The sequence below is a fragment of the Rheinheimera sp. NSM genome (assembly GCF_052380015.1).
Taxonomy (GTDB): Bacteria; Pseudomonadota; Gammaproteobacteria; order Enterobacterales; family Alteromonadaceae; genus Alishewanella.
The window spans coordinates 236,693-260,534 of the sequence record NZ_JBQTCI010000004.1; the positions used below are offsets into that span (position 1 = coordinate 236,693).

General features: G+C 50.9%; 23 protein-coding genes. 14 read left to right on the forward strand and 9 right to left on the reverse strand.

The genetic code is table 11. From position 1 onward, the window contains the following. Window positions 1-30 precede the first annotated feature (30 nt). Window positions 31-1,605: a murein biosynthesis integral membrane protein MurJ gene (murJ, locus tag ACTZWV_RS13340; protein WP_444787020.1), complete on the reverse strand. Its 1,575-nt coding sequence runs from the start codon at window positions 1,603-1,605 to the stop codon at window positions 31-33. Between the two features lie 175 nt (window positions 1,606-1,780). Here murJ and rpsT point away from each other — a divergent pair, with 175 nt between their 5' ends. Beyond that, on the forward strand, window positions 1,781-2,050 hold the full coding sequence (rpsT, locus tag ACTZWV_RS13345) for a 30S ribosomal protein S20 (protein ID WP_027670768.1): 270 nt from the start codon (window positions 1,781-1,783) through the stop codon (window positions 2,048-2,050). A 63-nt stretch (window positions 2,051-2,113) separates the two neighbouring features. On the opposite strand, the gene ACTZWV_RS13350 is transcribed toward rpsT, so the two are convergent. Beyond that, complete coding sequence (locus ACTZWV_RS13350) at window positions 2,114-2,401, reverse strand: ArsR/SmtB family transcription factor (protein ID WP_444787021.1); 288 nt, start codon at window positions 2,399-2,401, stop codon at window positions 2,114-2,116. A 138-nt stretch (window positions 2,402-2,539) separates the two neighbouring features. After that, a complete protein-coding gene (locus ACTZWV_RS13355) occupies window positions 2,540-2,908 on the reverse strand; it encodes a response regulator transcription factor (protein ID WP_444787022.1) in 369 nt (122 codons plus the stop codon). 130 nt (window positions 2,909-3,038) lie between these two features. On the opposite strand from ACTZWV_RS13355, the gene ACTZWV_RS13360 reads away from it, so the two are divergent. Next, a complete protein-coding gene (locus ACTZWV_RS13360) occupies window positions 3,039-4,370 on the forward strand; it encodes a M20/M25/M40 family metallo-hydrolase (RefSeq protein WP_444787023.1) in 1,332 nt (443 codons plus the stop codon). A gap of 25 nt (window positions 4,371-4,395) precedes the next feature. Here ACTZWV_RS13360 and ACTZWV_RS13365 read toward each other — a convergent pair whose 3' ends face one another. Next, window positions 4,396-4,797 carry a hypothetical protein gene (locus ACTZWV_RS13365; RefSeq protein ID WP_444787024.1) on the reverse strand — a complete coding sequence of 134 codons (402 nt, stop codon included), beginning with the start codon at window positions 4,795-4,797 and terminating at the stop codon, window positions 4,396-4,398. A 183-nt stretch (window positions 4,798-4,980) separates the two neighbouring features. Between ACTZWV_RS13365 and ACTZWV_RS13370 the strand changes: the two genes are divergently transcribed. Continuing rightward, the gene (locus tag ACTZWV_RS13370) at window positions 4,981-5,262 is read left to right on the forward strand and encodes a hypothetical protein (RefSeq protein ID WP_444787025.1); all 282 of its coding nucleotides are present in this window, start codon (window positions 4,981-4,983) and stop codon (window positions 5,260-5,262) included. Window positions 5,263-5,331: 69 nt separating this feature from the next. Further along, on the forward strand, window positions 5,332-5,922 hold the full coding sequence (smrA, locus tag ACTZWV_RS13375) for a DNA endonuclease SmrA (RefSeq protein WP_444787026.1): 591 nt from the start codon (window positions 5,332-5,334) through the stop codon (window positions 5,920-5,922). 291 nt (window positions 5,923-6,213) lie between these two features. Here the strand turns inward: smrA and ACTZWV_RS13380 are convergent, their stop codons facing one another. Both ACTZWV_RS13380 and ACTZWV_RS13385 read right to left on the reverse strand, forming a co-directional pair. After that, window positions 6,214-6,804 (reverse strand): GNAT family N-acetyltransferase, encoded by a 591-nt coding sequence (locus ACTZWV_RS13380; protein WP_444787027.1) that lies wholly within the window; start codon window positions 6,802-6,804, stop codon window positions 6,214-6,216. Between the two features lies 1 nt (window position 6,805). Beyond that, window positions 6,806-7,726, reverse strand: coding sequence for a 2-hydroxyacid dehydrogenase (locus ACTZWV_RS13385; protein WP_444787028.1), 921 nt, complete (start codon window positions 7,724-7,726; stop codon window positions 6,806-6,808). Window positions 7,727-7,777: 51 nt separating this feature from the next. Here ACTZWV_RS13385 and ACTZWV_RS13390 point away from each other — a divergent pair, with 51 nt between their 5' ends. The 6 genes from ACTZWV_RS13390 (at window position 7,778) to ACTZWV_RS13415 (ending at window position 15,706) form a co-directional block, all read left to right on the forward strand. Continuing rightward, complete coding sequence (locus ACTZWV_RS13390; RefSeq protein WP_444787029.1) at window positions 7,778-8,599, forward strand: UDP-2,3-diacylglucosamine diphosphatase; 822 nt, start codon at window positions 7,778-7,780, stop codon at window positions 8,597-8,599. Between the two features lie 92 nt (window positions 8,600-8,691). After that, window positions 8,692-10,404 (forward strand): bifunctional ornithine lipid synthase OlsF, encoded by a 1,713-nt coding sequence (locus ACTZWV_RS13395; RefSeq protein WP_444787030.1) that lies wholly within the window; start codon window positions 8,692-8,694, stop codon window positions 10,402-10,404. A 168-nt stretch (window positions 10,405-10,572) separates the two neighbouring features. Beyond that, entirely contained in the window at window positions 10,573-11,991 is a 1,419-nt protein-coding gene (locus tag ACTZWV_RS13400) for a DUF3300 domain-containing protein (RefSeq protein WP_444787031.1), read from the forward strand. 132 nt (window positions 11,992-12,123) lie between these two features. Beyond that, entirely contained in the window at window positions 12,124-12,822 is a 699-nt protein-coding gene (locus tag ACTZWV_RS13405; RefSeq protein ID WP_444787032.1) for an OmpW/AlkL family protein, read from the forward strand. A gap of 110 nt (window positions 12,823-12,932) precedes the next feature. Next, on the forward strand, window positions 12,933-14,789 hold the full coding sequence (locus ACTZWV_RS13410; RefSeq protein ID WP_444787033.1) for a GNAT family N-acetyltransferase: 1,857 nt from the start codon (window positions 12,933-12,935) through the stop codon (window positions 14,787-14,789). Beyond that, window positions 14,789-15,706: a histone deacetylase family protein gene (locus tag ACTZWV_RS13415; RefSeq protein WP_444787034.1), complete on the forward strand. Its 918-nt coding sequence runs from the start codon at window positions 14,789-14,791 to the stop codon at window positions 15,704-15,706. Before ACTZWV_RS13410 ends, ACTZWV_RS13415 begins: the two co-directional genes overlap by 1 nt. 3 nt (window positions 15,707-15,709) lie before the next feature. On the opposite strand, the gene ACTZWV_RS13420 is transcribed toward ACTZWV_RS13415, so the two are convergent. After that, window positions 15,710-16,519, reverse strand: coding sequence for a M15 family peptidase (locus ACTZWV_RS13420; protein ID WP_444787035.1), 810 nt, complete (start codon window positions 16,517-16,519; stop codon window positions 15,710-15,712). A gap of 165 nt (window positions 16,520-16,684) precedes the next feature. Next, complete coding sequence (gene purL / locus ACTZWV_RS13425) at window positions 16,685-20,578, reverse strand: phosphoribosylformylglycinamidine synthase (RefSeq protein ID WP_444787036.1); 3,894 nt, start codon at window positions 20,576-20,578, stop codon at window positions 16,685-16,687. Between the two features lie 153 nt (window positions 20,579-20,731). Between purL and mltF the strand changes: the two genes are divergently transcribed. Both mltF and ACTZWV_RS13435 read left to right on the forward strand, forming a co-directional pair. Continuing rightward, window positions 20,732-22,174, forward strand: coding sequence for a membrane-bound lytic murein transglycosylase MltF (gene mltF / locus ACTZWV_RS13430; protein ID WP_444787037.1), 1,443 nt, complete (start codon window positions 20,732-20,734; stop codon window positions 22,172-22,174). A 54-nt stretch (window positions 22,175-22,228) separates the two neighbouring features. Then, window positions 22,229-22,390 (forward strand): hypothetical protein, encoded by a 162-nt coding sequence (locus ACTZWV_RS13435; protein WP_444787038.1) that lies wholly within the window; start codon window positions 22,229-22,231, stop codon window positions 22,388-22,390. Here the strand turns inward: ACTZWV_RS13435 and tadA are convergent. Then, the gene (gene tadA, locus ACTZWV_RS13440) at window positions 22,365-22,850 is read right to left on the reverse strand and encodes a tRNA adenosine(34) deaminase TadA (RefSeq protein ID WP_444787039.1); all 486 of its coding nucleotides are present in this window, start codon (window positions 22,848-22,850) and stop codon (window positions 22,365-22,367) included. The two genes, ACTZWV_RS13435 and tadA, sit on opposite strands and share 26 nt — an antisense overlap. Window positions 22,851-23,046: 196 nt before the next feature. Between tadA and ACTZWV_RS13445 the strand changes: the two genes are divergently transcribed. Continuing rightward, a complete protein-coding gene (locus ACTZWV_RS13445; protein ID WP_444787040.1) occupies window positions 23,047-23,259 on the forward strand; it encodes a hypothetical protein in 213 nt (70 codons plus the stop codon). Window positions 23,260-23,354: 95 nt separating this feature from the next. Then, window positions 23,355-23,795 (forward strand): transcriptional repressor, encoded by a 441-nt coding sequence (locus tag ACTZWV_RS13450; protein ID WP_444787041.1) that lies wholly within the window; start codon window positions 23,355-23,357, stop codon window positions 23,793-23,795. Window positions 23,796-23,842 lie beyond the last annotated feature (47 nt).

A 23,842-nucleotide genomic window follows, 5' to 3' on the forward strand; every position in this document is an offset into this window, starting at 1 on the left:
GATTATAAACCGCGCATTATAACCACTTAATCAATTGCTTTCAGCAACAGAATTGGCTTTAAAATGTCGCAAACGTACACCAAGCAACCACAACAGGGCAAAATACCCCGTTACCGCCAGGCCACACAGCGCGCTTAACCGCCACAGCTGAGCAGTAAAACTCAGTTGTACCCAAGCTGTCAGAGTCGGTGTTTGCCAATACAGTAAGGCCGCCATTACCAGGCTGGCGATAACCAGTTTCAACAAAAATACCCGGCTGGTTTTACTTAATTGGTATACGCCTGCCAGTTTTAAACCACGATACAATAAATACGCATTTAAACTGGCCGACATTGCGGTGGCCAGCGCCAGACCAACATAACTTAAAAACGGTGCCAGCATCAGGTTAAACGCCATATTCGCTACCATGGCAATAATACCAATGCGTACCGGCGTTTTAATGTCCTGGCGCGCATAAAACCCGGGCGCCAGCACTTTTATCAACATATAGCTAAGTAAACCGGTGCTGTAGGCAATTAAGCTGTACGACACCATCAGTACATCGTTTTGGCTGAACTCGCCACGCATAAACAGCAAAGCGATAATCGGTTGTGACAACACCATTAAACCTGCCATAGCCGGAATGCCGAATAAGGCGACAAAGCGCAATGACCAGTCCAGTGTCTGGCTAAAGCGCTCTGTATTGGCACCGGCATGGTGCCTGGATAAATTCGGTAAAATTACTGTGGCTATGGCAATGCCAAACAACCCCAACGGAAACTCTATTAACCGGTCGGAATAGTACAGCCAGCTTACTGCGCCGGTAAGTAAAAACGAGGCGATAACGGTATCGAGCAATAAATTAATTTGGCTTACCGACACACCAAACAGCGCCGGTAGCATCAGTTTACGAATTTTAGTGACATTTTCATCACGCCAACCCCATTTGGGCCATACCAGCAAACCGGCTTTAGCCAAAAACGGCAGTTGAAACAATAACTGCACCACCCCACCGATAAACACGCCCCAAGCCAGTGCCAGTGCTGGTTCATTAAGTGTGGGTGCCATATACACCGCACAGGCAATAATGGCGATATTTAAAAATACCGGCGTAAAGGCCGCCACGGCAAAGCGGTTATAGGTGTTAAGCACAGCGCCGGATAACGCCACCAGGCTGATAAACCATAAATACGGAAAAGTAATTTTCAGCATCAGGCTGGCCAGCTCAAATTTATGTGCTTCCGGGCCATCATTCAGCCATTCGACAAACCAGCCCATGCCAAATAACATCGCCACCAGCGGCGAGGCAATCACGCCAAACAACGTTACTACAGTGACAACAATGCCGAGGCTGCCGGCCACTTTTGCCAGCAGTTCGCGTACAGCATCATCGCCATGTTTGGCTTTTACCTCGGCCAGCACCGGCACGAAGGCTTGCGAAAAAGCGCCTTCCGCAAATAAACGCCGCAGAAAATTCGGAATACGGTTAGCAAAAAAGAACACGTCGGCCGCCGCACCGGCGCCGATAAAGTTCGCCACGACTACGTCACGTACCAACCCCAGCACGCGGGAAATTAATGTCATAAAGCTGACAATAAGGCCTGATTTTAATAACTTTGCTGACACTAAAACTTCCTTCTTGTTACCAACGGCTATTTTGCCCCTTTACCGTAACGGATTACCAGTAGGTTATCGGATTAAAATCTGTGACTTTACCGTTAAAGCATTTGACAACGGGCCATTAAATAGGCATATTATGCGGCCTTTGATGGGTCCGGTTTAGTTTTTTAGGAGTGTTACCTTGGCTAACATTAAGTCTGCTAAGAAGCGCGCAATTCAATCAGAAAAACGTCGTCAGCAAAATGCTTCGCAACGTTCTATGATGCGTACTTTCATAAAGAAAACCTACGCGGCGGTTTTAACTGCTGACGTAACTGCTTCAACTGAAGCATTCAAGAAAATGGTGCCTGTTCTTGATCGTATGGCCTCTAAAGGTCTGATCCACAAGAACAAAGCAGCACGTCATAAAGCTCGTTTAAATGCACATGTAAAAGCATTAAGCGCTGCTTAAGACACAGTTCCAACAAAAAAGCCGGCTTACGCCGGCTTTTTTGTTGCTGTTATTCTGTAGCGTTCAGGCATCATCCGAGCAATATAGCTTGTGCATCAAGGCAATTAAGGCTTCGGCTTCTTTACTGTTCAGACTGTAAAATACGGTTTGCGCTTCTTTGCGGGTTTTTACCAGCTTATGCCGGCGTAACAGCGCTAAATGTTGTGACAGTGCTGACTGGCTAAGCTCCAACTTTTGGTTCATTTCTCCGACTGACAGTTCCCCTTCCAGCAAGTGGCAAAGGATCAGTAACCGCCTTTCATTCGATACTGCCTTGAGCAGCTTTACGGCTTTGGCGGAATTTTTCAACATATCCTGTAAATTCATTACACTTACACTCTGTCTGTCCGGATGGACTAATATTACCGATTTAGGGATATAGCGACAATATAATCATTGTTGTTTAACAAAGAATAACGATTTTCGAAAAAATATATCCGGCCAGCAGGCTCAGTGCAGCAGTGGCCGCACCAGGCTGTTAATACGACTGGCGGTAAAAGGCTTAATTACAAAGGCTTTGGCGCCGTTCTCAATCGCTTGTTTCAGATTTTCCACACTGGAAAATGCCGACACCATAAAGATGACAGTATGCTGATCTTGTTGCTTAAACAATTTTAATAACTGCTGGCCGTCAATATCCGGTAGCTGAATATCCAGAAATACTAACTGAGGCTGATGTTGGCTAAACAACTGCGTGGCCGTGTTGCCATCCGCCGCTTCGATAACCGACGTTATGCCCAACTGCTGCAAAATTTGACTGATATAACTACGTACAGCAGCTACATCATCTACGATAAGCGCACTAAGCGATTGAGGCATTCCTTGCATCCTTACTACCTGATGTCATTCCGTCCGACCAGCTACCGTTTTTAACCTTGCCCTCTGTAGAGCATGATAAAAAGGTGTTAGAGTCGGCAATACTTTAACAATAGCGGGACAAAATGAAAAGATGAAATTGTGGCTAACAACAATAACTGCGGCACTGAGCCTGAATTTAGCGGCGAATGAACTGACACTGGATAATACCCTGGCGTATCAACTTACCGAGTCTTTAACGGTAGAAGTAGGACAACGCCTTGCCGGTAGCGAGGCTGATGCCAGAGCAGTCGCCTGGGCAGAGCAGAAATTTAAACAACTTGGTTATGACAAAGTCTGGACCGAGCCTTTCACCATGCAATACTGGCAGCGTGGCAACGCCAGCCTGGCCGTTAGCGCACCCTTCCATCAGAATCTGGTGGTGACTGCGCTTGGCGGCTCAATCGGCACGCCGTTTGATGGCATCAATGCCCAGGTCGTGATGTTTGACAGCCTGGAACAGCTAAAACAAGCTGATGCCGCCTTAGTCAAAGACAAAATTGTCTTTATCAATAAAAGCATGGGTAAAGATAAACTGGGTACCTTTTACGGTTCAGTGGTCGGTGCCCGCGCCCAGGGCGCTGTGGAAGCTGCAAAGCTGGGGGCCAAAGCCATTATTATCCGCTCTGTCGGCACCAGCATTAACCGTTTCGCTCATACCGGTATTATGCGCTACAGCGACGAAGTAGCACGAATTCCTGCTGCCGCGATTTCAGTACCGGATGCGATACAACTGGACAAAATGCTCAGCCGCCAGCCGGAATTAAGCCTGCATTTACAAATGCAGAATAAATTACCGGGTGAAGTCGTAAGCCATAACGTTATAGCGGAAATTACCGGCAGCAAACGGCCGGACGAAATAGTGCTGATCAGTGCCCACCTTGATTCGTGGGACGAAGGCACAGGTGCACTGGATGACGGCGCCGGTGTTGGCATAGTAATGGCCACCGGCGCTTTACTGAAACAGCAGGGCCGTCCCGAGCGCACAGTGCGGGTGGTGTTGTTTGGTAATGAAGAAGGCGGTTTAGTGGGTGCCCGCGCTTATGCTGCTAAACATGCCGCTAATCTGAAAAACCATGTATTTGCCTCTGAATCAGACTTTGGCGCCGGCCGTATCTGGCGGCTGGATACCGGCTTTGGTGAGAAGGCATTGGCTTTTGGCAGCACCTTGCAACAGAAGCTGGCTCCGCTGGGTGTAGAGATGGGTGACAATACCGCATCAGGCGGCCCGGATGTATCAGTGTTAAAAGCCCAGGGTGTACCGGTAGTCAGCTTGCAGCAGGATGGTACCGATTACTTTGACTATCACCACACGCCAAACGATACCATGGATAAAATAGACCCTGCCGCCATGCAGCAGAATGTTGATGCCTGGCTTATTACTACCCGCGAAGTGGCAAACAGCAAAGTAGATTTGCGCCGCTGATTTACCGCAGCTTCCGGCTGACAATTTAACCGCGTGAACGCAACGGCCTGGTATGTAGTACCGGCCGTTGATGCTTACGATAACTGCCACGCAACAACCACAACTGCATACCTATCACCAGCAGTATCATGGCTGACGGATAAAAATAGATATTGTTACTCAACGCAAAAAGCAGCAGCGCCAGCATAAAATAGCTAAACGGCAGCAACTCGTAACACCAGAACGGCAAGATTCCGCCATATTTAGTACTGGCGGCTTTAATATCAGAGCGGCGGTTATCTGAGCGTAGCACCCACACAATGGCGCCGGCACATACCATTAAAAAACCACACACTACCAATAGCCATGCATTAGTCGCCAGCATTACCGCACTGCCGACAGCCACATAAGCATAAGGCAAAACTTCGTATATTTTATCCGGTATCATAGCTGGCTCCTGCTTTTTCAGCCTGAACTAAGTGTAGAACAACTTTTTCGCCACATTTAACAATTCACCACAATCCATCAATTTAACTAATCTGAAAACCACAAAATTCCTCAGTTGAGTAAAACAGATCCGGCCAGCATAATGCGCACAAATTTTAACCGCTGTAGTATGCAGGAAAGCGCCATGGAAAATATCGTGTTCGACGTGATCAGCTGGGTTGGGCTAACGATTTGTATTGGTGCTTTTTTTATTAAGGATGTGTTCTGGTTACGTCTGACAACCCTGGTAGGTTGTAGCCTGCTGTTTGTTTACTACAGCCACATTGCTATCCCACAGGGCGTTATCTCAAACTTATTAGTATTACTAATTAATGCTTACTATTTAATCCGCTTTGCCAAAGCCCGCAAAGCTGAGCAAACCGCCCAACAAGCCACACCGGTGAGCCTGACTGCGCAAGCAGAGTAAACACCGTAAAACTTTTGTCTGACGCTGCGGCAGGCTATAATTGCCGCCCGACATACAGGAGTACCCGCTATGCAAAACGAAGAAGTCGAGTTGTTTCTGCAGGAGATGTCCGGCGTTAAGCCCCTGTCACAAGATGCCGTACTACCGGAGCAGGGAGAGTTTAATCCCAGCCTGGCGCAACAAGCCAGACGCAAAGCGGCAGAGCAGGAAATGGAATATGATCCGAATTACCTCAGCATGGAATATGTTGATCTGGTAAAGCCGGACGAGCCCTTCACCTATAAAAAAGATGGTGTGCAAGATGGCGTGTACCGCAACCTGCGCTTGGGCAAATATCAGCTGGACGCCACACTTAACCTGCTGGGTAAAAGCCTTAGCGACGCCAGACGCGAACTGTTTTATTTTATAGACGACTGCCATAAGCGCGGCATACGTACCTTGCTTATTCACCACGGCATGGGCCGCAACAGCAAACCGCATCCGGCCATACTGCGCAGCTATGTGTTTAAATGGTTACCGCAAATTCCTGTTGTACTGGCCTGCAATACCGCACAAAAGCAACATGGCAGCTACAGCGCAACTTATGTGTTACTGCAGAAAAATGCGGAACAAAAGCGTGAAAACCGTGAGTTACACAGTAAACGCGGCGCGCAGAAATAACTAACCCCCGGCAAGCCGGGGGTTAGGGTTAGTCAATCCGTTTGACTGCATTCGATTCCTGCTATCCACCACACAACAGGCAGACAGCTTCGGCTTTGGTCAAAAATGCCGATAACGCCATTAAACACACAACAACGGCGATTGCGGTAAAGCCAAAACCACGACTGGACGCTTTACTCATAACTAACCTCAGTAACGCTTTTTATTATTCTATTTAGCAAGTTGGCCTAAGTTTCCCCAAACCGGCGTTAAGTGTAGTTAAGTTGTAATAAAGTTACAATAACTGTATATTTAACCAGCATTTTTACTGTGATGTGCCAGGGCAGAATAAACAAAATCTGCCGCTAATAAGCGGCTATCATTCAGCTGCGGTAAAGCTTCTGTAGTGGTTTCTGTATGCGTAATGCTAAAACCGGCATGTTGGTAATTTTTCAACGCCGACGGATGATCGGCACTGCAGGTATGCAGCCAGATTTTGCCGGCCTGCCACTGTGCTGCCTGCATCACTGCAGCTTGGGCCAGCTTTAAACCTAAGCCACGGCCGATAAACTGCGGCACTAAACCAAAGAACTTAATTTCCACACTTTGATCAGCATGCTTCAACAGCTCAATATAACCGGCCGGCGTTCCCTTTACCCATAACAACCAGGTACGCACCTGTTGTTGCGTCAGATAATCCAGCCATTGCTGATAATTCCAGCTTAAACGGCTAAACCAGCGCCAGGGGCCGCCCACTGTTCTGAACATAAACTGGCTAAGCTCCGGACTGGCAACTTCTGCCTCAACTAACTGCACGCCCTGCGGCCAGTCAATATGCGTTGGCGGCGCATCGTCAAACTGCAAAAACCAGGTAGTCACTTCAGTATGATTTGTTGTCGTCATCTTAATAACCCCGCCCCATATCAACCGGATTACGCAGCGGCTCGCCGCCCTGACTACGGCGATAATTCTCCGCGATTTGCTCAACAACCGTTGCGACATTGGTTACGGCCGACACATGCGGGGTAATTAAAATAGCCGGATGCTGCCAAAACGGGTGCTCTGCCGGCAAAGGCTCCTGGCGGAACACATCCAGGCATGCCGCCTGCACGTGCCCGCTATCCAACGCGGCTAACAAGGCGTCGTCATCAACAATAGCGCCACGGGCAACATTAATAAAAATAGCACCGGGTGTTAAGCGGTTAAAAAAGTCTGCGGCCAGCATATTTTCTGTCGCGGCAGTAAGAGGCAGCAGGCAAATCACTATATCTGCCCCGGCTACAGCGCTACCGAGCTCCTCAGTGCCACTGTAACAACGGACATGCGGCAGTGCCTTTGGCGTTCTGGCCCAGCCGCTGACGCTGTAGCCCAAAGCGGCAAAATGGGCGGCTACCGCCGCGCCTAATTCGCCCAGCCCCAACACGCAAATATGCGCAATACGCCGCGGGCTTTTCGGCTGCCATAACGCTTGCTGTTGCAAAGCACTGAACAAATCCAACCGCAGCCGGTAATAGCTGAGCACACCATCTAAATAATGCACCATGGTTTGTGTCAGGCTGGGGTCAACAATGCGCGCTATCGGCAAGGCCGGCAAGCCAGGATCGGCCAAAATAGCGTCGACACCGGCGCCAAAACATTGAATAGCCTTTAAATTTGGCAACGCCGCCAGGCTGCCGTGCGGTTGTTTCCACACTACCGCAAATTCGACATCTTCCGGCTTCGCAATATCCGGCCAGATTTCTATGTTGGTATCGGCTAATGCCAGCGCTAAACGCTGTTGTAAATCATCAAGTTTGCGATCAGGAATGATCAGGGCAAGGCTCATAGGTCACCAAAGCTTCAAAAAATCGTCATACCACTGACACAGCGGGCACCGATGCTGGCAGCGCTTAAAGATAACATGGTACCGACGATGCTGAACTGCCGCACCATTTTTTTATCTGACGTTCATCTGGGTTGCAAAGACTGCCGCGCCGATTATCTGCTCAGCTTTCTTGAACAAAGCCAGGCCAGTACCATTTATTTGCTGGGCGATATTGTTGACCTGTGGGCCATGCGTAAGCAAGTGCACTGGACGCCTGCTCAAAACAAAGTGCTGCGTTGCCTGTTAGACAAAGCAGAGCAAGGGGTAGAAGTGGTGTATATTCCCGGCAACCATGATGAAGCCATGCGGCTGTACGCAGGTAAAAGCTTCGGCAATATCCGTATTGCGCTGCGCGGCTGCCATACCACGCTGCAGGGCAAAAAATTGTTACTGCTGCACGGCGACGAATTTGATAAAGAGGTCAACTTTGGCCGTGCCCACGCCTGGTTGGGTGACAACCTGTATGATTTCCTGCTGTTTTTAAACCGTTGGTACAACCGTGTACGCCGGCTTACCGGCGGCAGTTACTTCAGCCTGGCGGCTTACATAAAAAGTAAGGTGCCGGGGGCAAAAAAAGCTATAGCGCGCTATCGCGCTGCCGCTATAGCTAAAGCAAAGCGCGGCGGCTTTGACGGTGTGGTCTGCGGCCATATTCATCATCCGGAAATCCGCCTGGAACAAGGCATTATTTATTGCAATGACGGCGACTGGATAGACAGCTGCACTGCCCTGGTAGAGCAACTTGATGGCAGCCTGGCGCTGTATCACTGGACAGAGCAGGCAGAGAAGATTGCCGCCCTGCCCCTTGCTGTCAGCGGTAAAAAAGCCGCCTGAAATTTCAGCAAACTGCCATAAATCCGACACCGAACTGTCATACAACCACTTTAGCCTGAGCCCAGCCTACTGCAGTGCTATCGGAGCTCAATATGATCAGTGTCGACCAGGTACTTAGCCAAAACCTTCCGCAGTTAACCAACAAGCCCTGGCTGTACCGGCCGGTAAAAGGCGCCCTGCGCCGCCTGTTGCATGAGCAGGACTTTATTGACTTCGCCGCGCGCTATCCGCACTTGCAGGGGCTGGAGTTTGTTGAGCAAGTGCTGGATTACTTCAACTTTCGTTATTCTGTACGCGACAACGAAGTAGAACGTATTCCGGCCAGTGGCCGTGTGGTGATTATTGCTAACCACCCTATCGGCTCGCTGGATGGTCTGGCCTTGTTAAAGTTAGTCAGTGATATTCGCCCCGACGTTAAAGTAGTCGCTAACCAACTGCTGATGGCATTGGAGCCGCTGCATAACCTGCTACTGCCGGTAAACAATATGTATGGTGGCACCGAGCGGCGGGCGCTGGATAATATTCAGCAACATTTAGCTTCAGAAGGCGCTCTGATCCTGTTCCCTTCGGGTGAGGTTTCGCGTCTGCGACCGGAAGGCATTCGTGATGGCAAGTGGCACAGTGGCTTTTTACGCTTTGCTGCCAACGCTAAGGCGCCGATATTGCCCATTTATATCGATGGCCGTAATTCGGCACTGTTTTACGGCGCGTCTATGTTGTACAAACCGCTGGCGACTATGCTGCTGGTACAGGAAATGTTTAACCAACAGCGTAAAAAGCTGGAAATGCGCATTGGCGAACAAATCCCATACGAAGCCTTCGCTAACTTAGCACTGGAAACACAGGCCAAAGTAAAACTGTTTAAAAAGCACCTGTACCGGCTGGCAAAAAATAAGCCGCCGCTGTTTATTACCCAAAGCGCTATTGCCCACCCGGAAGATCGTATTACGCTGAAAAAAGCCGTAGAGAGCTGCGAGCTACTGGGGCAAACCAGCGACGGCAAACAAATTTACCTGTATTGCCACCAACAAAGCTCGCCGGTACTGCGTGAAATTGGCCGGCTGCGCGAATTTGCCTTTCGCGCCGTAGGTGAAGGCAGTGGCCAGCGCCGCGATATCGACCGTTTTGACAGCTACTACGAACAATTGATCCTGTGGGATAAAGACGACTTGGAAATAGTCGGCGCCTACCGCTTTGCCAATACCCGTAGAGTGCTGGCGCAGCATGGTGAAGCCGGGCTTTACACCGCCTCGCTGTTTCAGTTTGATGCCAAGATGCAGCCGTATCTGGATGCCGGGCTGGAACTGGGGCGCAGCTTTGTGCAACCGAAATATTGGGGCAAACGCAGCCTGGAATACCTGTGGTACGGCATTGGCGCTTATTTGCGGCGTAATCCGGATATCCGTTATTTGTTTGGTGGTGTCAGTTTGTCGAACAGCTATCCGCAAGCCGCCCGCGATCTGATGGTGTATTTTTACAGCCTGTACTTTGGCGACAGTGCCTGCGCCGCGGTATCAAAACAACCTTATCAGCTGCCGCAGGCTATCTTGTCTGAGTTACAACAGCACTTTAGCGGCAACGATTACCTGAATGACTTTACCCAACTGAAACACCTGCTGGCCAATATGGGCGTGAGTGTGCCAACCCTGTATAAGCAGTACAGCGAACTGTGTGAGCCCGGCGGGGCGAAATTTCTCGCCTTTGGTACCGACCCCGCCTTCGCCAACTGTGTTGATGGCCTGGTGCTGGTGGATATGACCATGTTAAAAGCCAATAAGAAAGCGCGCTATATCGACACAGAGTAACAGCTCTGCCGCTAATATAAACCGGCAGCTTTGGTTGCCGGTTGTGCTGTGTAAAGGTTCCGTAAAGTTCAGTTTCAATTCAGCCAAATCCGCCTATAAGCTATACACTGTATAAAAAGTCGCCTGTCATGTATTGTAATGCCAGCGGCTTAAACTGAGGATAGCAAGATGAAAAACCTGATGCTGCAACTAAGCCGCGCTTTGGCCGTCTGCGTGCTGTTGGTTTGCCAGACGGTGCAGGCAGAAGATGACAGCTGGTCTGAAGCGGAACTGGACCAAATGCTGGCGCCGGTCGCGCTGTACCCGGACACTGTGCTAACCCATGTTCTGATTGCGGCCACTTATCCATTAGAGGTAGTGCAGGCCGCACGCTGGGTGAAAGATAACCCCAAACTGAGCGCTGACGATGCCGTACGCGCGGTAGAAAATAAAGGCTGGGACCCGAGCGTTAAAGCGCTGGTGGCCTTTCCGCAACTGTTGGAACGCCTGAGCAACGACCTGGACTGGACGCAACAACTGGGTGAAGCCTTTTTAGCCGATGAAACTCAGGTACTGGCCAGTATCCAAACGCTGCGACAAAAGGCCTATGCCAACGGCTCGCTGAACGATAATAAACACGTGGTGGTAGAGCGCGAACGTGAAGTTATTGTCATTGAACCGGCAAGGCGCGAGGTGGTCTATGTGCCGGTTTACAATACCCGCGTAGTTTACGGTGACTGGTGGTGGCCGTCTCATCCGCCGGTGTACTGGCATACTGCCGGCGTGTATTACCGCAACAGTCCGTTCCATTGGGGCGTAAGTGTTAATGTACGGCCCTGGTTCTACTTTGGTATCTTTGATTGGCGCCATCGTCATGTGATAGTGCATCATCATTATTATCACAAGCCACCACGCTATTATCCGAGACGCCACAAGCATTATGTTGATGCCCGCCGCTGGCAGCACAATACCGAACATCGCCGTGGTGTACATTATCGCCATGAGCGCTTAAACCGCGATTACAATGCCGGCTATGGCTACCGCCAACCTACCAGCGAAATTCAGGGTAAGCCGGTGCGCCATACCAGGGTAGACAACAATGTAACAGTGCGCGAGAGCAAACAGTTGTACCAGCGCAAAACCGCAGAGCAAGTGCGGCTGCCTGAACGGCAATACCAGAGCCATGACAAAAACCCGCGTCAGCACAATGAAGCTCTGCGCCAGCAACGTAATGCTGTTACTACAGAGCAACGGCTACGCACTACTGAAGTTAACCGTGATGAGCGGCGCCAGCAGGTAAACCAGCAACTCAAACAGCCGGCGGTGCAGCACGAACGCGTAACAACCACAGAGCAGCAACGCCAGCCGCAGGTTATCAGTACCGAGCAATTGCGCCAGCGCCAAACCGTGCGCGAAGCACAACCGAAACAGTACCAACAACCGGCCGTGCAACAGCACCGCCAGCCAGAGCGGCAAAGCGTTCAGGTACAACAACGCCCGGCTCCTGTGCAACAGCGTCAGCAGGCTCAGCCAACACGTGAATACCGCCAACCGCCGCCGCGGCAAACCACTACGGTGCAACGCCACGAGCGTCGGCAAATCGACTAAGCGGTACTTTATTGATACAAAACAAATTACGGGGCTGAATTTATCTCAGCCCCGTTTTTTTATTGATCCAGGCCAATATTCTTTCCGGGCCAAAGCGGACAATGACCGCAGACCTTATCTGCGGAGTTTATTATGAAAACCACCTTATCTGTACTCACTCTTGCCGCTGCACTGGCCGCGGCCCCCGTTTATGCCGACTTTGCCATTAACGTTGGCGCCATTACTGTCGCCCCGGACGACAGCAGCTCCAGCCTGAATGTTATTGAACAAGTCGCCGGGCTGCCGACAGGCTCTACTGCGGTAGGCGTTAATACTAATACCCAGTTGGGCCTTACTTTCGACTACCGGATTAACCCCAACTGGGCAGTACAGCTGATTGCCGCCACACCGTTCAGCCATGATATAAAAGTAAAAGGCTCGGCGATTGACGGCTTAAAAGTGGGTAAAACCAAGCACTTACCGCCTACTTTACTGGCGCAATATCATTTTATGCCACAACATCAGACCTTTGACCCCTTTGTTGGTGTCGGCCTGAATTACACGGTATTTTTTGACGAGCAAATTGACAGCCAGCTTGAAGGCGCGCTGGATGCGTTAAACGTAACCGGTGCCAATGACAATGTCGCTCTGAAGCTGAAAAGCTCCTACGGCCTGGCACTGCAGGCGGGAGTGAATATCAAACTGACTGACAGTTTGGGTATTCACGCTATGCTAAGCAAGATGGATATTGATACCACCGGCCGTGTGCAGGTAAACGGCAATACTGTTCAAAGCGTTAATGTAAATATTGACCCTTATGTTGCGATGATTGGTCTGCGCTGGACCTTGTAAGACTGCAGCGTTAATCAACCAGACTAAAGGCGACTGTATAAAGGTCGCCTTTTTGTTTTACACTGTGCCGCATTACACCGTGACACAACAAGCCTTGCGCCGGATGGGTTATGAGCAAAACAACAGATAAGCTGAACTGGCAACAGCTGTTAAAATCGGGCGACCGTATTTTTATCGGCTCGCACGCAGCCACACCAACGGCACTGATTGATCACTTAATCAGCAATGCCAAACAGCTGCATGACATTGAAATTGTTCAGGTGTATTCCTTATCCGACAACAAATGGGCAGAACCGGAATATCAGCAGTTATTTAAAGTAAACGCCTTATTTATCGGTGGCGACCAGGTACGCCGCGCTGTAGCCGAAGGCCGTGCCGATTACACGCCTTGTTTTATGTCGGATATACCGTCGTTATTCAGTGACGGCATTTTGCCGCTGGATGCCGCACTTATTATGGTGAGCCCGGCTGACGAACACGGTTATCACTCGCTTGGCGTATCGGTGGATATTGTTTCCGCCGCGGCCAAAGCAGCAAAAAAGGTCATTGCTCAGGTTAATCCCTCCATGCCCATCACCTATGGCCAGGCTTTTATTCATAAAGATCAGATCAGCGCTTATTTTTATGCCGAACAGCCGATAGCGCAAATGCCGCAGCTAAAGCCGGATCCGGTTACTGAGCGGGTTGGCCAGTATGTTTCACTACTGGTAGAAGATGGCGCCACCATTCAGATCGGTGTCGGAAAAATGTGCGATGCCGTGCTGCGCTATCTGGGTAACCATAAAGATCTGGGTATTCACAGCGAAATGATCACCGATTCAATGATGGAGCTGATAAAAAAAGGCGTGGTCACTAACCGTAAAAAAACCTTTCATCCGGGCAAAACCGTTGCCAGTTTCTGTGTTGGCAGCAAAGCGCTGTACGACTTTGTCCACTGTAATCCGCATATGGGTTTTTACCCCAGTGAATACGTGAACTCGCCGGCCAATATCGCCCGTAACGACAATATGGTGTCGATAAACAGCGCTATTGAAGTCGATCTAACCGGTCAGATTGTGTCCGACTCCATTGGCCATCTGTTTTACAGTGGCATTGGCGGCCAGGTCGATTTCAGCCGCGGCGCTTCAATGAGCAACGGCGGTAAACCCATTATTGCCCTGCCCAGCACGGCAAAAAACGGCACCATATCCCGCATTGTGGCGCATTTAAGCCCGGGTGCCGGGGTAGTAACGTCGCGCGGCCATGTGCATTATGTGGTAACCGAATTTGGTGTGGCATCCTTGCGCGGTAAAAGTATCCGTGAACGCGCGCTGGAGCTTATCCGCGTGGCGCATCCGAAATTCCGCCAACAGTTGCTGGAGCAAATCCGCCTGCAGTTCTGGGTGCCGCACTACCAGTTGCATACCCCCACGGAAGTGCCCGAGCTGGGCAGTGTTGGTTTTAAAGAACTGCATATCGACGGCGAGGAGTTTGATTTAAGGCCATTAAATCCGTCCGACGAGCGCCGGTTGCAGGAGTTTTTTTACTCGCACACCAAAGAAACGCTGCAACTGCGTTACAGCGCCGTACCAACCCAGATGAGCCGTGAGAAATCCTGTACCCTTGTCGGCGTCGATCAATCGCGCGATTTAGCGCTGTGTATCGTGAAACAAAAAGGTTCAGCGGTGCAAATTCAGGCCGTGGGGCGCTACTACTTACTCAACGATAACCTGGGCTGTGAAGTGGCCTTTGTCACGCGGGAAAAATATCAGGGCAAGGGTATGGCCAAACGTCTGCTGCAAGAGTTAATTAACATTGCAGAGCTGCGCGGCTTAACCAGCATGACAGCCTATGTACGCGCAGAAAATAAGGCTATGTTGGCAGTATTCCAAAAAGCCGGCTTTGGTCGCCTGCCCGGCGACGACCCGGCTGAAGTATACCTGCAACTGCGCCTGCCGCGCTCAGCCCATATAGCGGAGACAAGCTGATGGCCATTACTTTATTTAGCCACCCCAGCTGTTATTTGCACCAGGCCGGTGACGATCATCCGGAGCAACCGGCCAGGCTTAGTGCCGTTAATGACCAGCTGATCCGCTCCGGGCTGGAGTTTGTTGTGCAGCAGCGCGATGCCAGCCCGGCAGCAGCAGCAGATTTATACCCGGTGCACAGCAAGTTGTACGTGGATGAAATTTACGCCAAAGCGCCAACAGATGGCCATATCTGGTTAGACCCGGACACACAGATGATGCGGCATAGCCTGAATGCCGCCTTGCATGCCGCCGGCGCCGCAATTAATGCGGTAGACCAGGTTATGGCTGATGTAAACCAGCAGGCATTTTGCAATATACGCCCGCCTGGCCATCATGCTACCCGCGACCAGGCCATGGGCTTTTGTATTTTTAACAATGTCGCCGTTGCCGCCGCCTATGCATTGCAAAAGTATCAGTTAAGCCGTGTCGCCATTGTCGATTTTGATGTACATCACGGCAACGGCACCGAGGATATTTTCGCCGGCGATGATAGAGTGCTGTTTTGCTCATCGTTTCAGTATCCACTGTATCCCAATACCGGCGATACACCATCGGGCGATAATATCGAGAACCTGCCGTTGCCGGCGTTATGCAAACCGGCCATCTGGCGCGAGCAAATCGTTAAACATTGGCTGCCGCGCATTAATGCCTTTCAGCCGCAGCTTATTCTGGTGTCAGCCGGTTTTGACGGCCATCGCGAAGATGATATGGCGCAGTTTCTGCTGACAGAAGATGACTACCATTGGATAGCGCAACAGTTGAAACAGCTGGCAGATCAACACTGTCAGGGACGCATCGTAGCGGTACTGGAAGGTGGCTACGCGCTAAGCGCACTGGGGCGCAGTGTGGTGGCGTTTTTAAAAGGGCTGATGTAACTGCTACAGCCGCGCGGCCTGTACATGCATCCAATCATAATTTCGGCTGCGGCCTAAACTTACCCAGCCTTCATCTTCCCAGCACTGCCACCAGTAGTTGTACTCCGGCCGGGCAAAACCGGCTTTGCTGCTGTTCCATTTCAGTTGGTTATGCTGTGGATCAAAGTCAAAGGCAATGCCCCAGCTGTGGGTGGATAAACTGCTGCCACCACGTTTGGCCCGTAGGTTAAAACCACCGCCGTATGAGTCTAAACGCAGTTGTTGCACAGCATCGAAGCCGTAATACAGCAGCACCTGTTCCAGCACCTTTTGCAAACTGGTTGCCACTTTTTGATGACATTGCGTGCTGAGCACCGTGCTGGAGAGATCCCATGCCAGTCGCAGCGGATAAGGCAAACTTAGCTTAACCAGCTGACTGCCCGGCTCGCCATAAAATGCCCGCAGTTCAGCTTCTCTGTCCAGTGGCCACTGGTTAGGGTTAGCCGGCGTGGTAAAACTGTCACGCCACGCCGGTGGCGGTTTGCCTTGTTGTTGTATGGCAGCTAACTGCTCAGCGGCGTAAGCAGTTTGTGGCCCCCACCAGCCATCCGGCTCGCCCGGGTTCAACCCGGCTTGGCGGCAACACAGCTGCAGGCATAATACGGCCTGGCGCTCTGCCGGCCAACTTTGCCAGTTTAATGCCCCGGCAGATGCCGCATTGGTTTGCAACCACTGTAAGCACGTTGTTAGCGTATAAGTATTCAGAGCACCGTTGACATGCTCGTCATTAAGCTGCAACGCTTGCTGTAAGGCAATAACCACGGATTTTTGCATAGCCACCTCAGTGACCGGTAAGAGATAAGCTGAAATGCCAGTAAGTGTAGTTGCTGCCACACGGCGTTGCCGGAATTTTATGACGCAGAAAAATCGGCCAGTGTTGAATTGAAGGGCTGAAAAAAACAACCCTGCCGTAGCAGGGTTGTTTAGTGTGTTGCCGGTTTAACCTAACCAGACGCGGGCGTTACGGAACATTCGCATCCAAGGGCTGTCTTCCTGCCAGCCGTCCGGCTGCCAGGAGTTGGCCACCGCGCGGAATACCCGCTCAGGGTGTGGCATCATAATAGTGACGCGGCCATCCGTAGTGGTTAAAGCCGTAATACCGGCGGCCGAACCGTTCGGGTTGTGCGGGTATTGCTCTGTGACCTTGCCGTAATGGTCAATAAAGCGCATCGCTACCGTGCCACTGTGGTTAGCTTTAACGAAGGCTTCGTTGCTGGCAAATTCAGCATGGCCCTCACCGTGCGAAACGGCGATAGGCATACGCGAACCGGCCATACCGCTAAACAGCAGCGACGGGCTTTGTTGAATTTCAACCTGGCTAAAGCGTGCTTCAAAGCGCTCAGATTTATTGCGTACAAAGTGTGGCCACAGCTCTGCGCCCGGGATCAGGCTCTTTAAGTTCGACATCATTTGACAGCCGTTACACACCCCCAGTGAAAAGGTGCTTTGGCGGGCAAAAAACTCTGCAAACTGCTTGCGGGCAATATCGTTAAACAATACTGACTTCGCCCAACCTTCACCGGCACCTAAGACGTCACCGTAGGAGAAACCACCGCAGGCTACCAGGCCGTTAAAATCAGCTAACTTAGCGCGGCCGGCTAAGATGTCGCTCATATGGACGTCAACCGCGCTAAAACCGGCACGGTTAAAGGCAGCAGCCATTTCCACATGCGAGTTAACACCCTGTTCGCGCAAAATTGCAATTTTAGGTGCTGCGCCTTTTAAGATGAAAGGCGCAGCCACATCTTCGTTGATATCAAAGCTGAGTTTTACATTCAGCCCAGGATCGGCAGCATCAGCTTTGGCAGCAAATTCTTGTTTAGCCCCTTCCGGGTTGTCACGCAGCGCTTGCATCTGGTAAGTGGTTTCGGCCCAGATACAACGTAAGCGGGTGCGGCTGTCGCTTAACACCACGTTATCGCCACGGCTGAATACCAGCTCGTCATGGCTGTTTACCGCACCAATCACATGGCTGCAGTTGCCCAGCTGATGCTGCGCCAGTACTTGCTTAACGTACTCAAGCTCACTGTCACTGACCTGAATTACTGCGCCCGGCTCTTCCGAGAACAACACTGCCATATCATCGTTACCCAGAGCGCTGATATCAGCACGCACACCGGCTTTACCGGCAAAGGCCATCTCGGCCAGAGTAACAAATAAACCACCGTCGGAGCGGTCATGGTAGGCCAGCAGTTTTTGCTCACGCGTTAATTGCTGTACGGCGTTAAAGAAGTTAATCAGCAGCTGCGGGCTGTCTAAATCAACCGATGTCTGGCCCAGTTGCTTATACACCTGGGCTAAACACGAAGCGCCTAAGCGGTTCTGGCCCTGGCCTAAGTCAATCAACACCAGGCTGGTGGTGCCCTTGTCGGTACGCAGCTGTGGCGTCACGGTTTTGCGAATATCCTCTACCCGGGCAAAAGCGGTGATCACTAAAGATAGTGGCGAGGTTACGGCTTTTTCTTCACCGTTTTGCTGCCATTTGGTTTTCATCGACATTGAGTCTTTGCCCACCGGAATTGTTACTTCCAGCGCCGGGCATAACTCTTCACCTATGGCTTTTACCGCAGCATATAAGCCGGCATCTTCGCCAGGGTGGCCGGCAGCTGCCATCCAGTTGGCCGATAACTTAATGCGCTTTAAATCGCCAATGTCAGTGGCGGCAATATTGGTAATGGCTTCAGCCACCGCCAGGCGCGCCGAGGCGGCAAAATCCAGCAGCGCCACCGGGGTGCGCTCGCCCATGGCCATAGCTTCACCGTGATAAGTATCATAGCTGGCTGCAGTAACACCACAGTTAGCTACCGGCACCTGCCAGGGCCCAACCATCTGGTCGCGTGCTACCAGGCCGGTTACGCTGCGATCGCCAATAGTCACCAGGAAGGTTTTCTCAGCAATCGCCGGTAAGCGCAGTAAACGCTCAGCGGCATCTTGCAACGTTACACCGGTTAAATCCAACGATTTACCCGCGGTTTGTGCGCTTTGCACATCGCGGTGCATTTTGGGTGCTTTGCCCAGTAGTACGTTTAGCGGTAAATCAATCGGTGTACTGCCAAAATGGGTGTCGGTCAGGGTTAAATGCTGCTCTGCCGTGGCTTCACCCACTACGGCAAAAGGTGCGCGCTCGCGCTTACAGATCTGCTCAAATACCGGCATTTTATCCGCCGGTATCGCCATCACATAACGCTCTTGCGACTCGTTACACCAAATTTGCAGCGGCGACATGCCTGGCTCATCGTTCGGTACCTTGCGCAGTTCAAACTTACCGCCTACGCCACCGTCGTTCACCAGCTCGGGAAAGGCATTGGATAAACCGCCGGCGCCAACATCGTGGATAAACACGATAGGGTTATCGGCACCCAGCTGCCAGCAGCGATCGATCACTTCCTGACAGCGGCGTTCTATTTCCGGGTTTTCGCGCTGTACTGAGGCAAAGTCCAAGTCTTCTGCTGATTGACCGGATGCCATTGAAGAAGCAGCACCGCCACCCAAGCCGATATTCATCGCCGGGCCGCCCAGTACCACTAACTTTGCCCCTACCGGCAAATCGCCTTTTTGTACATGATCAGCACGGATATTGCCTAAACCACCGGCTAACATAATCGGTTTATGATAACCGCGTACTTCTTCTCCGTTATGGCTGGCTACCTTTTCTTCATAGGTACGGAAGTAACCGTTAATCGCCGGCCGGCCAAATTCGTTGTTAAACGCCGCGCCGCCCAAAGGGCCTTCCAGCATAATATCCAATGCCGATACGATGCGCTCCGGTTTGCCAAAATCGGTTTCCCACGGCTGTTCAAAGCCCGGAATACGTAAGTTCGACACCGAGAAACCTACCAGGCCCGCTTTGGGCTTAGAGCCCACGCCGGTAGCACCTTCATCACGAATTTCACCGCCTGAACCGGTAGCTGCGCCCGGGTAAGGTGAAATGGCGGTTGGGTGGTTATGGGTTTCCACCTTCATCAGTATATGAATAGGCTCATGGTGATACTGATAAGTTAAATTACCGGGCTGGGCAAAAAAGCGGCCTGCAATGGAACCTTCCATTACCGCGGCATTGTCTTTATAGGCCGACAACACATAATCCGGTGTTTGCGCAAAGGTATTTTTAATCATTTTAAACAGCGATTTAGGCTGTTGTATGCCGTCGATGGTCCAATCGGCGTTAAAAATTTTGTGCCGGCAATGCTCAGAGTTAGCCTGAGCAAACATATACAGCTCGATGTCGTTCGGGTTACGGCCCAAGGCGGTAAAGTTATCGAACAGATAATCAATTTCATCATCGGCCAGCGCCAGGCCCATCTCAATGTTGGCGTTGGCCAGTGCGGTACGGCCGCCATTGATAATATCAACCGAGCTAAGCGGTGCCGGTTCTGCTTTGGCAAACAAGGCCTGCGCCTGAGTTAATTCGGTAAACACCGCTTCCATCATGCGGTCATGCAGCAGTGCGGCAACCTGCTGCAGTTGTTGTGTATTCAGTGCCGTTGGCGCTTCAATATAGTAAGCAATACCACGCTCTAACCGCATTACCTGCGTTAAACCACAGTTGCGGGCAATATCTGTCGCTTTAGATGACCAGGGCGAAATAGTACCCGGCCGCGGCGTAACCAGCAACAACTGACCGTGTGGCTCATGGCTGGCAATGGCCGGGCCATAAGTCAGTAGTTTATCCAGCGTTTGTTGCTGTGCGTCAGTCAATGCGCTGCTGACATCAGCAAAGTGCATAAACTCAGCATAAATACCGCTGATGGTTAAGCCACTTTGGGCGCATTGGTCGAGTAACTTTTGAATTCTGAATTCGGACAGTGCTGGCGCACCACGCAGGATCAACATAGGCTTTCTTTTCCCGTGGGTTGAACGACGATGGAACCTGAAACAGGCGCGCCATTATAAAGAAATTTCTGCCCAAGTGGTATGAGTAAACACTGACGTAGCGACAGAAGTTTGCTATAACAGCGCAGATTAAGCAGTAACAGGTGGATGCGAATGCAGAAAAGTTTGGGCTGGTTATTGTTGTTGCTCTGCCTCGCAGGTTGTACCCCCGAGCCAACACAAAGCCAGCTTTATGATATATATCAACGAGATAAGATAAAGGTCGGCATATTGCACGGCCCCACCAGCTATTATATCGGCACCGACGGTCCCACCGGTTTTGAGCTGGAACTCAGCCAGGCACTGGCAGATAAGCTGGGGGTTGAATTAGCGCTTTTTCCCAGTTATCACCTCGATGAACTGCTGCTAAAACTGCAAAACGGCCAGGTGGACTACATCGCCGGCGGTTTAACACTGACCGGACAGCGCCGGGGTATGTATCGCGCTTCACCGGCTTATCGTTGGATTAACGAAGTATTAGTATTTAAGCAAGGCAACACCTGGCCGCGGGCGTTAAAAGACGTCACTGACAACATTATTGTGGTTAAAGACAGCAGCCACGCCGAAACCTTGCAACAGCTTAGCCTTGACCACCCCGACCTTAACTGGCAGCAGCACCCGACTTTGGATGCCGACGAAATTTTGCAGCAAGTGATTGACGGCAATATCGCTTACACCATAACGGACTCAAATCAGCTGGCATTGAACCGGCGCTTTTACCCTAATCTGAGTATTGCCTTTACCGTCAGGGATAATCTGCCGGTTAGCTGGCTGCTGGCCGACAACAGCGATGACTCGCTCTATGCTGTGCTGATCGAATTCTTCGGTGCCATGTACCAAAGCGGTGAACTTATCGCATTGGAAGACCGCTATTTTGGCCACGTGCAACAATTCGACTATGTTGATACCCTCGCTTATATCGAAGCGATAGAAACCAGCTTGCCGGATTTAAAAGCCTGGTTTGTACAATATGCCGGCGAACTGGACTGGCGCCTGCTGGCGGCACTCAGTTATCAGGAATCACACTGGGACCCCAAAGCCAAAAGCCCTACCGGGGTACGCGGCCTGATGATGCTTACGCTACCCACAGCACAACAGATGGGGGTTGCCAGCCGGCTGGACCCGGAGCAAAGTATTCGCGGGGGCAGCCGCTACCTGCACCAGTTAGTCACCCGTATACCGGAGCGTATCGCCATGCCGGATAGGCTTTGGTTTGCTTTGGCGGCTTACAATGTAGGCTGGGGCCATGTTGAGGATGCGCGTATTCTTACGCAGCAACAAGGGGCAGATCCGGATAAATGGCTGGACGTAAAACAGCGCCTGCCGCTACTGCGGCAAAAAAGCGTATACCAAACCACCAAATACGGCTATGCCCGTGGCGATGAAGCGGTTAGCTATGTAGAAAATATCCGGCGCTACTATGACACCCTGCTGTGGGTAGACGAGCGCCAACAGGCAGAGCAGCGCTTAGAGCTGCAAAAACAAAGGCTGACAGACCAAATTAGTACAGAAAGATTGCCGGATGCACAGCGGCAAGACACACCACCCGGCTCTTGAAAGTTTGCCATTGCAGGCTCATAGTAACGGCATATTCAGTAAAAAAGAGATGCTATGTTAAAACGTAAAAAACCACGGCTCAGCAGCCTGCGTCGTCGCCTGGTAGATGTTGCCGCCAGCCGGCGCCGTATTAAACGCAATATCGCGGTAACCAAACTGCATCAGCGCCGGCGCCACTATCTGAGCTTTTTTAATCAGGCAGATGAGGCCGTTTAGCTGCCTTTTGCTCCAGCCGCCGCCGCTTAAAAAACGCAGATAACTGTGTAGCACATTCAGCAGCTAACACGCCGGGCACCACTTCAAGCTGATGATTAAACTGCGCATGCTGCACCAGGTTCAGCACTGAGCCGGCGGCGCCGGTTTTTAAATCCGTGGCACCAAATACCAGGCGTTTAATCCGGCTGTGCACCATTACCCCGGCGCACATGCTGCAAGGTTCCAGTGTCACGTATAAGGTGCAGTCCGGCAAACGGTAGTTGCCCATTTTGGCTGCAGCGTCGCGTATTGCCTGCATTTCGGCATGGGCTGACGGGTCGTTCAGGCTAATCATCTGGTTCCGGCCCTCCCCCAGCAGTATATTATCTTTAACCAACACTGCCCCCACCGGCACTTCGCCCTGCAGTTCGGCTTTAGCGGCCAACGCAATAGCATGCTGCATCCAATCTTCGTCAGTCATAATGCTTTACAATTAATTGCTGGATTGATGGCAAAGTTTACCACTATATTATGGTGAAATTGGCTAAACTTTTGTTTTTTTGCCGATAAGATCGTCTGACAAGTACAAATAAGTGCATGATATAAAATGCTTTAATTAGTTGGCATCAGCTTTGCTTTAATTTAAATAACATGAAAAACAACCGGAGAACACACAAATGGGACCTTTTGAAATTGCAGCCATAGCTATTATCGGCGGCCTGGGATACTCAGCATATGACTCTTACAATAAAAACAAAGGCAAGGCCGGCAGCAAAGATGTGGCAGAGCTAAAAACAGAGATGGAAAAAATGAAACAACGCATTGCCACATTAGAAAGCATTGTTACAGACAAAAGTTACCAGTTAAAAGAACAAATTAACCGGTTATAAACTACGGCATTTTCATTCCCTTGCACTGTATGGCACTACGTGGCAGTTAAGCTTTGTTATGGTACACTGCCGGTAACTGCTGACAGGAGCTGACAATGTCGACGGAAACCCTGGTTAACCGCGCCCGCGTTATTTGTGAAAATAACGGCGCCCGTTTTACATCAATACGCGAAAAAGTGTTTCGCCTGCTGGCCAATCTTAATGGTGGTATTGGCGCTTATGAATTGCTGGAACAGTTGAAACAAACTGAACCCGGCGCCAAGCCTGCCACCGTGTACCGCGCGTTGGAGTTCCTGACTGAACAAGGCTTTATTCATAAAATAGAGTCGAGCAATGCATTTCTACTCTGTCATCATTTTGGCCAGCATCATCCGGCGCAGCTGTTGATCTGTGACCAATGTGGTAACGTAACCGAGTTACACTCAAGTTTGTTGCAAGACGAGTTTAACCGTCAGGCAGTAAGCCATGGTTTTGTTATTAAGCATCAAACCATCGAAGCACATGGCCTTTGTGCCGACTGCAAAGTAACTGAATAAAGCATACCGGAAACAAGACTATGGCTTGTGCATCTGGTAAAAGATTC

Coding starts and splice junctions, on each gene's coding strand:
- smrA (WP_444787026.1), top strand. CDS start 5,332: ATGCAAAACGAAGAAGTCGAGTTGTTTCTGCAGGAGATGTCCGGCGTT.
- tadA (WP_444787039.1), bottom strand. CDS start 22,850: ATGACTGACGAAGATTGGATGCAGCATGCTATTGCGTTGGCCGCTAAA.
- ACTZWV_RS13380 (WP_444787027.1), bottom strand. CDS start 6,804: ATGACGACAACAAATCATACTGAAGTGACTACCTGGTTTTTGCAGTTT.
- ACTZWV_RS13445 (WP_444787040.1), top strand. CDS start 23,047: ATGGGACCTTTTGAAATTGCAGCCATAGCTATTATCGGCGGCCTGGGA.
- ACTZWV_RS13395 (WP_444787030.1), top strand. CDS start 8,692: ATGATCAGTGTCGACCAGGTACTTAGCCAAAACCTTCCGCAGTTAACC.
- ACTZWV_RS13350 (WP_444787021.1), bottom strand. CDS start 2,401: ATGTTGAAAAATTCCGCCAAAGCCGTAAAGCTGCTCAAGGCAGTATCG.
- ACTZWV_RS13415 (WP_444787034.1), top strand. CDS start 14,789: ATGGCCATTACTTTATTTAGCCACCCCAGCTGTTATTTGCACCAGGCC.
- ACTZWV_RS13405 (WP_444787032.1), top strand. CDS start 12,124: ATGAAAACCACCTTATCTGTACTCACTCTTGCCGCTGCACTGGCCGCG.
- ACTZWV_RS13435 (WP_444787038.1), top strand. CDS start 22,229: ATGTTAAAACGTAAAAAACCACGGCTCAGCAGCCTGCGTCGTCGCCTG.
- ACTZWV_RS13370 (WP_444787025.1), top strand. CDS start 4,981: ATGGAAAATATCGTGTTCGACGTGATCAGCTGGGTTGGGCTAACGATT.
- mltF (WP_444787037.1), top strand. CDS start 20,732: ATGCAGAAAAGTTTGGGCTGGTTATTGTTGTTGCTCTGCCTCGCAGGT.
- purL (WP_444787036.1), bottom strand. CDS start 20,578: ATGTTGATCCTGCGTGGTGCGCCAGCACTGTCCGAATTCAGAATTCAA.
- ACTZWV_RS13365 (WP_444787024.1), bottom strand. CDS start 4,797: ATGATACCGGATAAAATATACGAAGTTTTGCCTTATGCTTATGTGGCT.
- ACTZWV_RS13420 (WP_444787035.1), bottom strand. CDS start 16,519: ATGCAAAAATCCGTGGTTATTGCCTTACAGCAAGCGTTGCAGCTTAAT.
- ACTZWV_RS13390 (WP_444787029.1), top strand. CDS start 7,778: ATGCTGGCAGCGCTTAAAGATAACATGGTACCGACGATGCTGAACTGC.
- ACTZWV_RS13410 (WP_444787033.1), top strand. CDS start 12,933: ATGAGCAAAACAACAGATAAGCTGAACTGGCAACAGCTGTTAAAATCG.
- ACTZWV_RS13385 (WP_444787028.1), bottom strand. CDS start 7,726: ATGAGCCTTGCCCTGATCATTCCTGATCGCAAACTTGATGATTTACAA.
- ACTZWV_RS13400 (WP_444787031.1), top strand. CDS start 10,573: ATGAAAAACCTGATGCTGCAACTAAGCCGCGCTTTGGCCGTCTGCGTG.
- ACTZWV_RS13450 (WP_444787041.1), top strand. CDS start 23,355: ATGTCGACGGAAACCCTGGTTAACCGCGCCCGCGTTATTTGTGAAAAT.
- ACTZWV_RS13360 (WP_444787023.1), top strand. CDS start 3,039: ATGAAATTGTGGCTAACAACAATAACTGCGGCACTGAGCCTGAATTTA.
- ACTZWV_RS13355 (WP_444787022.1), bottom strand. CDS start 2,908: ATGCCTCAATCGCTTAGTGCGCTTATCGTAGATGATGTAGCTGCTGTA.